The organism is Gordonia sp. NPDC003585 (assembly GCF_040610755.1).
Classification (GTDB): Bacteria; Actinomycetota; Actinomycetes; order Mycobacteriales; family Mycobacteriaceae; genus Gordonia.
This window is the reverse complement of sequence record NZ_JBEXMX010000123.1, coordinates 1-9,759: the sequence shown is the minus strand read 5'-3', so window position 1 is coordinate 9,759 and position 9,759 is coordinate 1. Positions and strand designations below refer to the sequence as shown.

Annotated in this window: 8 protein-coding genes; 5 read left to right on the top strand and 3 right to left on the bottom strand. The window is 67.3% G+C overall.

Features of this window, described 5'->3' with window-relative positions; all coding sequences use genetic code 11:
• Positions 1 to 573 (top strand): LpqB family beta-propeller domain-containing protein (locus ABZW74_RS22840; RefSeq protein WP_355279594.1); only part of this gene is annotated, 573 nt, incomplete at its 5' end.
• A 49-nt stretch (positions 574 to 622) separates the two neighbouring features.
• Positions 623 to 1,285 (top strand): hypothetical protein, encoded by a 663-nt coding sequence (locus tag ABZW74_RS22835; RefSeq protein WP_240856742.1) that lies wholly within the window; start codon positions 623 to 625, stop codon positions 1,283 to 1,285.
• A gap of 22 nt (positions 1,286 to 1,307) precedes the next feature.
• Here the strand turns inward: ABZW74_RS22835 and ABZW74_RS22830 are convergent, their stop codons facing one another.
• Both ABZW74_RS22830 and ABZW74_RS22825 read right to left on the bottom strand, forming a co-directional pair.
• Positions 1,308 to 2,333, bottom strand: a complete 1,026-nt coding sequence (locus ABZW74_RS22830) for a 2Fe-2S iron-sulfur cluster-binding protein (RefSeq protein WP_240856743.1) — start codon at positions 2,331 to 2,333, stop codon at positions 1,308 to 1,310.
• A 3-nt stretch (positions 2,334 to 2,336) separates the two neighbouring features.
• Positions 2,337 to 3,548 (bottom strand): cytochrome P450, encoded by a 1,212-nt coding sequence (locus ABZW74_RS22825; RefSeq protein WP_355279591.1) that lies wholly within the window; start codon positions 3,546 to 3,548, stop codon positions 2,337 to 2,339.
• Between the two features lie 234 nt (positions 3,549 to 3,782).
• Between ABZW74_RS22825 and ABZW74_RS22820 the strand changes: the two genes are divergently transcribed.
• Complete coding sequence (locus tag ABZW74_RS22820; protein ID WP_240856745.1) at positions 3,783 to 4,724, top strand: AraC family transcriptional regulator; 942 nt, start codon at positions 3,783 to 3,785, stop codon at positions 4,722 to 4,724.
• A gap of 17 nt (positions 4,725 to 4,741) precedes the next feature.
• Here ABZW74_RS22820 and ABZW74_RS22815 read toward each other — a convergent pair whose 3' ends face one another.
• Positions 4,742 to 5,431, bottom strand: a complete 690-nt coding sequence (locus ABZW74_RS22815; RefSeq protein ID WP_240856746.1) for a phosphoribosyltransferase family protein — start codon at positions 5,429 to 5,431, stop codon at positions 4,742 to 4,744.
• Positions 5,432 to 6,247: 816 nt separating this feature from the next.
• On the opposite strand from ABZW74_RS22815, the gene raiA reads away from it, so the two are divergent.
• Positions 6,248 to 7,063, top strand: a complete 816-nt coding sequence (gene raiA, locus ABZW74_RS22810; RefSeq protein ID WP_355279587.1) for a ribosome-associated translation inhibitor RaiA — start codon at positions 6,248 to 6,250, stop codon at positions 7,061 to 7,063.
• A gap of 144 nt (positions 7,064 to 7,207) precedes the next feature.
• Positions 7,208 to 9,759 (top strand): preprotein translocase subunit SecA (gene secA, locus ABZW74_RS22805; protein WP_355279584.1); only part of this gene is annotated, 2,552 nt, incomplete at its 3' end.

Sequence of the window (9,759 nt, the reverse complement as noted above, 5' to 3'; positions counted from 1 at the left end):
ATCACCCGCCCGTCGTTCGGGGGAGACGCCGACACGGTGTGGGTGGTCGTCGACGGCCGGCCGATGCGCTGGACGCGCGACGCGGACGGCACCTCGATGGCGGAGGTCAACGCCGCCGCCATCCCCGCGGTGGCCCGCGGCCCGATCAACGAACTGCAGGTGGCCCCGGACGGGGTGCGGGTCGCGCTGCTGGTCGGCGGGCAAGTGCTGTTCGCGGTGGTGTCGACCAACGCCGACGGCGAGGTGTCACTGACCAGCCCACGCATCGCGGCCTACAACATCGGCAACCGGGCGGTGTCGCTGGACTGGGCGTCGCCGACGACGCTGATGGTCGCCCGCGAGGCGCCCGAATCCCCGGTGGTGCAGTTGTCGATCAATGGCACGCCGGCGGTCGGGCTGCTCAGCGGAAACCTCTCACCGCCGGTGCGGGCGGTCGTGGCCAACCCGACGACCGTTTACGCCGGTGACCAGCGCGGAGTGCTTCGTCTCGGCAGTACCAACGGGCAACCCGATCAGTACTGGACCGAGGTGGAGCCCGCGATGACCCCGGGCGCGATTCCGGTCCTCCCGTAACCGTCGAAACCGATCCGCCGACGGTATGTCAGGTGCGACGATGCCAAGCATGACGTCGTCAACGCGAATCACCAGGCTCTCGTCGGACTTGTCGCGGCTGGGCCGGGAGTCGGAGATGCTCGACGCGATCGTCTCGATGATGAGCGCCGAACGCCTGGCCGCCCCGACCGCCGCCGGCACGCCGCGCTCCGAGGTCATCGGCCGGCTCGCCGACGACGGCTTCGCCCTGGCCGCGGCGGTCCGCTCAGCCCTCGGGGATTCGTCGCCGGGTGAGGGGTCGGTGTCAGACGACGTGTGTGCCCGCTTCCGCGAGGCGCATCGTGCGTTCTCCGACGCCGCGGCCGGATTGGGATCGGCGGCGCCCGACACGGTGGTCGCCTACGCGGACCTCGACCTCGCGCCCGGCGAGGTGGTACCCCAGCGCATCGCCGAAGTCGTTCTCGCCCACGACGCCCTGGACTCGGTGTGGACCATCGACGAAGCCGACCCGGACTCGGTGCTCGACGCACTGGACGCCATGGTCCGACGCCTCGAGCGGAGCGACGACATCCCACCGATCACGCTCGCGACCCTCGAGGGTGACCGGTGGGAGCTGTCCGGCGGTGGTCAGCGCATCTACGGAACCCGCGAGAGCCTCGCCCAATGGCTGGCCCGCGGCGTCGAAGGTGTCGACATCGAGGGCGAGGACCCGCAACTGCCGCGGTGGCACTGAGCCCCCGCCGGTGGCGCCACGATCACGCCGGAACGGCCGCCGCGACCGGTGTGTATTTCTCCCGGCGGATCAACCGTCCGGCCATCCGGCGCCGCTTGCACGCCTTGACGCCGGCGTCGACCATCGCGGGCGGCCCGCACAGGTAGGCGGAATATCCGCGCAGCGAGTCGAAGTCCTCGACGAGGACATCGCCCACGTATCCGCGCCGCCCGAATCCGTCCTCGCGGCTCAGGCACGGCGTGTATCGCATCCCGGGATGTCGGGCGGCGAGCGACTGCCAGAAGTCGACGTCGTAGAGGTCACCGCGGGTGCGCACACCGTGATAGAGGTGGACCTCGCGTGCGGAGTCCAGCTCGAGTGCTTGCAGCGCAATCGCTTTCAACGGCGCGAGGCCGGTGCCGCCGCCGAGCAGGATGATCGGGCCGTCGTGGTCGGGGTCGTGGACGAAGTCACCCCACGGTCCGCGGATCGCGATCGAGTGACCGTGTTCGAGAGAGTCGAAGATCCATCGATCGGTGGCCAGCCCGCCGTCGACCCGACGGATGTGGAATTCGAGTGAACCTCCGTCGCCGGGCGGGTTGGCCATCGAGTACTGCCGTACCTCGTCGGTGCCCGGGACCGTGAACTCGACGTACTGGCCGGCCGAATACTCGAGCGGTTGGTCGAGGTCCACGGTCACCGTGACGGTGTCGTCGGCGACCGACTCGATCCCGCTGACGATTCCCGCGACATCGCGCAGCAGGTGTCCGGGACCGCTCGCGGCATCGAGTGGCACTTCGATGCGGGTGTCCGACCGCGGCGTCGACTGGCAGGCGAGCACGAATCCGTTGGTTTGCTCCTCCGGCGAAAGCACGGTGTCCGACGGGGGCGGCGCATCCACGGTCCCGCACAACACCTTGACCTTGCAGGTCCCACACGTGCCCTGATTGCACGAGTTCGGCAGGTAGACGCCGTTGCGCAGGAAGGCGTCGAGCAGCCGCTGATCGTCGGCGCACCGCACGGTCTGCGTCGAGGACCCGACGACCTCCACGGAATGGGACGTGTCCATCGGTCAGACCTCCCAGGTCACGTGCAGCGACGTCGGGCCGCGGAATCCCCAGCCCCAGAATTCGACATCGGCGCTGGTGTCGCGTTCGAGATTCGGGATCGAGTCGAACAGTTCTTCCAGACCGATCCGGCAGACGTGGTTGGCGAAGTAGATGCCCGCGCACGCGTGGTTCCCCGCGCCGAACGCCAGATGCGGCAGCGGCGGCCGGGTCAGGTCGTAGGCCGACGGCGCGTCGTAGACGGAGTTGTCGTGATTGGCCGACCCGTACGACATCAGCACCACCGATCCTTCCGGCAAGGACACGCCGGCCACCTCGACGTCGGTGGTGCTGATGCGGGCGGTCGCCGACCAGATGGGCGACGTCCAGCGCATGCCCTCGGAGATCGCGCGCGGGATCAGACCCGGTTCGTCGACCGCCATCTCCAGCTGCTCGGGCCGGCTGAACAACCCCACCAGCGTCGACGCCATCGCGTGGCCGGGTTCCTGCATGGCGCCGAGCAGGTAGACGTACAACGTGGGATAGATGTACTCGCGATCGCGGGTCTTGCCCGGTTCCATCCCGTCGTGGAGCCAGTGGCTGATCGCGCTGTCGTCGGGGTGTTCGATCCAGTGGTCGATCTTGGGGTCGACGATGGCGCGGATCTCGGCCTTCGCCTCGTCGCCCTCGGTGAATCCCTCGGGGTTGGCGAACTCGCCGTTCTCGTCGACCGCCGCGTTGGTGAACGACCGCGACAGCTTGTGGAACCACTCGCGCAGTTTGTCCGAGCTGACGTCCTGAAGTCCGAGCAGGTCGCCGAGCGCGCGCACCGACACCGGTTCGCAGTACTGCGCGACGAGCTCGGCCCGACCCTCGTCCTCGAACTCCTCGAGATAGCGGCGCGCGATGGGACGGACCAGGTCGTCGATCCAGCGGTCGACCTCCTGCGGCTGCAACGCGGGATCGACCATCGAGCGCAGATCGTCGTGGATGGGGCCGTTGACGCCGATCACCGCCGGATGCCCGAAGGTCCGACCACCGGCCTTGGTGATGATCGCCTCGAAGTCGGGGCTGGTGGCGATCTCCCGGCAGACCTCGGCGGTGCTGGCCACATACGAGCCCAGGACCGGGACGTAGGCGAGTGGGGCTTCTGCGCGCAGACGCTCGTAGACGGGGTATGGGTTGCGTTCCAGCTCGGTCATGGTGATGTCGTCGAGCCAGGAGATGGTCGCGGTCATGGTGTTCGACTCCTTCGTGTGTGGACCACATCGGCTGTGGTGGGGTCAGACGCTAGGGCCGCGGACACCGCGCGATCGACACCGATTGCGCGGAGGCGGTACACATCGCGCGAAAGAGTTGTGATCTGCATCGCATCGACGACCATCGATGCGGTAGAACACAGATACGTCGGTAAGCCCACCGGCGGAAGCCGGCCCAATCAACCGGGTCGCACTGGGAGATCTGAACTACCGATGTCCACACCGAGCAGCCTCGTCGGAACCCAGGATTGGGACACCGCTCACCGCGCGGTCGCCGACGCCTACTTTCCGCACGAGCTCGCCGCGCTCGACGGTCGTGCCGACGTCGACCTGACGATGCGGACGGTCGAGCTCGACGGCGTGACCATCGGGCGGCTTCGGTGGGGGACAGCGGTCTCCATCGCCTGCGAATATCCGAGCGCGTACGAGGTGAACATCCCGCTGTCCGGGCGTCTGCATTCGCGCGCCGGGCACGGCGAGCTGGTCTCGACCCCGGGCACCGGCACCGTCTTCACCGCCGACCGGGAATCGCTCATCACCAACTGGACGGCGGACTGCCAGGTCATCGGGGTCAAGTTCGACGCGGAGTACCTGGAACGCGAAGCCGACCGCGTCCTCGCGGCGCCACTGCGGCGTCGGCTGACGTTGCCCGACCAGATCAACCTCGAAACCGACGACGGCGCATCGTGGTTCGGGCTCGTCAAGGCGTTGTCGGCGCAGGTGCGCGAGCCGGGTGACCTGCTGGCCAACCCGCTCGTCGGACCGCAACTCGCCAGCGCCGTGACCACCGCCTTCCTGCTGTCGGTGTCCGACGCTGCGCCCGACGACGTCGGGCGACTGCGGCCCGGGATGGTCAAGCGCGTGCTCGACGCGTTGCACGACGATCCCGCCCGGCCGTGGTCGCTCGCCGACATGGCGGGTCTCGCCGGAGTGAGCGTTCGCAGGCTGCAAGAGGCATTCGCGGAGTTCGAGGAGACCACGCCGACCCGCGCGCTCGCCGACATCCGGCTCGAGCGGGCGGGTGCCGACCTCGAACGCGGCGGTGTCACCGTGGCCGACGTCGCCGCCCGTTGGGGGTTCAGCAGTCCGAGCCGGTTCGCGAGCGCCTATCGCCGCCGGTTCGGGGTGAGTCCCTCCTCGGTGCTGCGGGGGTGAGCCACGGTGGCCTGGCCTCACGCCGCCGCGATCACCACAGCCGCCGCCACCTCGACCCCGACCGACGCCAGCACGTGCACCGATTCGGCGACCGTCGCACCGGTGGTCAGCACATCGTCGACCAGGATGACCGAAGACCCCGGACCCGGGCGTCGGGCGCTTGCCCTCAGTTGCACCGCGCCGCGCAGGTTGCGCGCCCGGTCTCGGGCGTCGAGGCCCGCGGAGTCCCGCGCGGCGCCCGCGGTGACGAGCATCGGTGCCACCGAGACGCGGGAGCCGAGCGCCTGTGCGGTGCGGGTGGCGATGGCCGACACGGGGTCGCCGCCGCGGCGTCGAGCCGACAGGGTGCGCGTGGGCGCGGGTACGAGGTGTAATCGCGGGGCGTCCGGGAGTTCGCCCCAGCGGGCGAGGGTGCGCATCGCGCGAGCGACCGACGACCCCAGGGGAATCACCAGGTCCCGTCGGCCGTGCTCCTTCAGCGCCAGAATCGCCTGCCGGTGCGGACCCCGGTATCGGCCGAGCGCCCATACCGGGATGCCCGGCGGCACTCGTGGTCGGCACAAGACGGGGTCGTCGGCCAGGCGTGCCGAGCACCGCGCGCACCACCGGCTACCCGGTCGGGTGCATCCGCCGCAGGTCACCGGCAGCACGAGGTCGGCGCCGGCGCGAAGTACACCGGACGCGCGTTGCGCGGCGCTCCCTGCCATGGATGCGACGGTAGGGCCCGTCGCCGGTTGGTCGGCGGAAGTGGAGCGATTCGACGATCGAACTGTGGACAGGTCCCGGTTTGTGAGGGCTTTCATCGTCCACGGTTGTCGACAAAACCCCGCGGTGGGTCGCCGACTCGACGGCGACACCCTTCTGAGCTGGGGAAGCACGATGGCGTCGTGCCGCAAAATCTAGGGGAAGAAGTTTCTTCCGCGAGGTTCATAGTCGTCCCCCAGAATTATCTGGGGGAGGACTCCAAGGGTAGGGGAGGAAGTTTCGTCCCCTAGATTTTGTGGGCACATGAGCCTGGGCGTCACGTTCGGTGGAACGCGACGGCCGACGACCGGTGACTGAGATCGGGCCTGTCAACGTCCGCTTCCGGGACATACCCGGACGACCATCGTCAGGGGCCCGATCCTGGCCACCAGCCCCGACCCCCAACCCTTCCCGGTGATCCGACGAGTTCGGTATCCAGTCGCTGACCGAAGGTAGAGGTCCCGTGTTCGGAGCGCGACGAATCGCTGACATGGGACCAAGGACCCGAGTTTCAAATCACGCCGCGCAAGGGCCCGCGAAACGTGGCCGGGAGGCAAACGACCGACTACGGTCAGAGGTAGAGCAGGTTGCCGGCGGGGGGCTGTTGTCCCCGCGGAGGCAACGATTGCGACGGCGCGGTAGGAGGTGTTGCCCCTGCGTATGGATGCCAGCCGCTCGGCTGGCATGGCCACGATCCCCGGTAACGACGAATTTGTCAGTGCGACAACAGATCACGACGCTTCGATCGCCGCCGGGTGAACCACTCTGGAGGTAGTTGAATGTCAACAGTCATCCACCGTAAGGGCCAGCGCGAATCAAAGGTCGGCGACGCCCGGCCACCCGAGGAGACCTCGGCCGCCGAGCCCACCCGGACCGAAGATCCCTTCGATCCCAAGTTCGCCTACGTCCGTCCGCCCAGTTCGGACGGCGCCGACGAACCCGCCGAACCCACCGCGAAGGTCGTGTTCGCCGGCCGCAACGTCGAGATCCCAGACCACTACCGCATCTATGTGGGCGACAAGCTCGCCCGCCTCGAGCGGTTCGATCCCAGCATCTTCCGTTTCGACGTCGAGCTGAACCACGAACGCAACCGTCGGCAATCCAAGATCTGCCAGCAGGTAGAGGTCACCGCGACCGGCAAGGGGCCGATCGTCCGCGCGCAGGCCAGTGGTGAGAACTTCTACGCCGCACTCGAAGGCTCCCTGGACAAGCTGGAGTCGAGGCTGCGCCGCGCCAAGGACCGTCGGCGCGTGCACCACGGCAACCGGCGACCCATCTCGGTGGCCGAGGCGACCGAGATCGGCGCACCGCCGTTGCGCGACGATCAGCTGTCGGTGGACGGCTTCGTCGGCGATCCGGGTGAGGTGGAGAAGGTCACCGAAAAGACCTGGGACGACGGTGTTTCCGAGCACGAGCCCGGTCAGGTGGTCCGCGTCAAGGAACACGCTGCGGTGCCGATGACGGTGGATGACGCGCTCTACGAGATGGAACTCGTCGGGCACGATTTCTTCCTCTTCCACGACAAGGAAACCGACAAGCCGTCGGTGGTGTACCGCCGCCACGCATTCGACTACGGACTCATCCGTCTCGCCTGAGACGGGTAGGCGACCCCGTCTCGGATGTCTGATCGACTCCGATCAGCATTCGCTCAGGGGGCCTCGGTACCATGGGATCCGGCCTGCGCGCACGCGTAGGCCGGATTTCGTATGTTGGCGACATAGTGAGGGACTCGATCCACGGTGCTGAACAAGCTGCTGCGCGTCGGTGAAGGCCGAATGGTCAAGCGACTCGATGCGATCGCTTCGCACGTCGAGGCGCTGTCGGATGAGACAGAGGCGCTGACCGACGCCGAACTGAAGGCCAAGACCGACGAGTTCAAAGAACGGCACGCCGACGGCGAGTCGCTCGACGAGCTTCTGCCCGAGGCGTTCGCCGTCGCCCGCGAGGCCGCCTGGCGCGTGCTCGACCAGAAGCACTTCCACGTGCAGATCATGGGCGGCGCGGCGCTGCACTACGGCAACATCGCCGAGATGAAGACAGGTGAGGGCAAAACCCTCACCTGTGTGCTCCCGGCCTACCTCAACGCACTCTCGGGTGACGGCGTGCACGTCGTCACCGTGAACGACTATCTCGCCAAGCGCGACTCCGAATGGATGGGCCGCGTCCACCGTTTCCTCGGCCTCGAGACCGCCGTCATCCTCACCGGCATGAGCCCCGACCAGCGTCGTGTCGCCTACGCCGCCGACATCACCTACGGAACCAACAACGAGTTCGGCTTCGACTACCTGCGCGACAACATGGCGCATTCGCTGGAGGATCTTGTCCAGCGCGGCCACAACTTCGCCGTCGTCGACGAGGTCGACTCCATCCTCATCGACGAGGCCCGCACCCCGCTGATCATCTCGGGTCCGGCCGAGGGGTCGAGCAAGTGGTACGTCGAGTTCGCGCGGATCGCTCCGCTGCTCGAGCGCGACGAGCACTACGAGGTCGACATCAAGAAGAAGACGATCGGCGTGCACGAGGCCGGCGTCGAATTCGTCGAGGACCGTCTCGGCATCGACAATCTCTACGAGGCCGCCAACTCGCCGCTGGTCAGCTACCTGAACAACGCGATCAAGGTCAAAGAACTCTTCCACCGCGACAAGGACTACATCGTCCGCAACGGTGAAGTGTTGATCGTCGACGAGTTCACCGGTCGCGTGCTCGACGGCCGCCGGTTCAACGAGGGTCTGCACCAGGCCATCGAGGCCAAAGAGGGCGTCGAGATCAAGGCCGAGAACCAGACGCTTGCCACCATCACGCTGCAGAACTACTTCCGCATGTACGACAAGCTCTCCGGCATGACGGGTACCGCCGAGACCGAGGCGGCCGAGTTCGACCAGATCTACAAGCTGGGCGTGCTCCCGATCCCCACCAACAAGCCGATGATCCGCAAGGACCAGACCGACCTCATCTACAAGACCGAAGAGGCCAAGTTCGCGGCCGTCGTCGACGACATCACCGAGCGCTACGAGGCCGGTCAGCCGGTGCTCATCGGTACCACCAGCGTCGAACGTTCCGAGTATCTGTCGCGTCAGCTCAAGAAGCGCGACATTCCGCACAACGTGCTCAACGCCAAGTTCCACGAGCAAGAAGCCCAGATCATCGCCGAGGCCGGCCGTAGTGGCGCCATCACGGTGGCCACCAACATGGCCGGTCGTGGTACCGACGTGGTGCTCGGCGGCAACCCCGACATCATCGCCGACACCCGTCTGCGCAAGGCCGGACTCGACCCGGTGCACACCCCCGACGAGTACGAGGCCGCCTGGGAAGAGGCCATCGAACTCGCCCGTAAGGAAGCCGCCGAGGAAGCCGAAGAGGTCCGCGACGCCGGCGGACTCTACGTCCTCGGCACCGAACGCCATGAGTCGCGGCGCATCGACAACCAGCTGCGTGGACGGTCGGGTCGTCAGGGCGACCCCGGCGAATCGCGGTTCTACCTCTCGTTGGGCGACGAACTCATGCGGCGCTTCAACGGCGCTGCGCTCGAGGTCATCATGAATCGCGTCAACCTGCCCGACGACGTGCCGATCGAGGCCAAGATGGTCACCAAGGCCATCCGCAGCGCGCAGACCCAGGTCGAGCAGCAGAACTTCGAGGTTCGTAAGAACGTCCTCAAGTACGACGAAGTGATGAACGAGCAGCGCAAGATCATCTACGGCGAGCGCCGCGAGATCCTCGAGGGCGAGGATCACGGCGAGCAGGTCAAGCAGATGATCGACGACGTCGTCGGCGCCTACGTCGACGGCGCGACCGAAGAGGGTTACGCCGAGGACTGGGATCTCGACGAGCTGTGGAGCGCGCTGCGCACGCTGTACCCGATCGACCTCGATCCCAAGGAAGTTGTCGGGGAGACCGAATACGGTGAGCGCGACGACATCTCGGCCGAGGAACTGAAGGAGACCCTCGTCGAGGACGCGCGCGCGGCGTACGACAAGCGCGAGAAGTCGATCGACGAACTCGCCGGCGAAGGCGCCATGCGTCAGCTCGAACGCAGCGTCCTTCTCGGCGTGCTCGACCGCAAGTGGCGCGACCACCTCTACGAGATGGACTACCTGCGCGAGGGCATCCACCTGCGCTCGATGGCTCAGCGCGACCCGGTGGTCGAGTACCAGCGCGAAGGTTTCGACATGTTCAGCGGCATGCTCGAAGGGCTCAAGGAAGAGACCCTCGGCATCCTCTACAACGCCCAGGTCCAGACCCAGCCCGCCGAGCAGCCGCCGCTGCCGTCGGCCGCGGCGCTGCGCGAAGC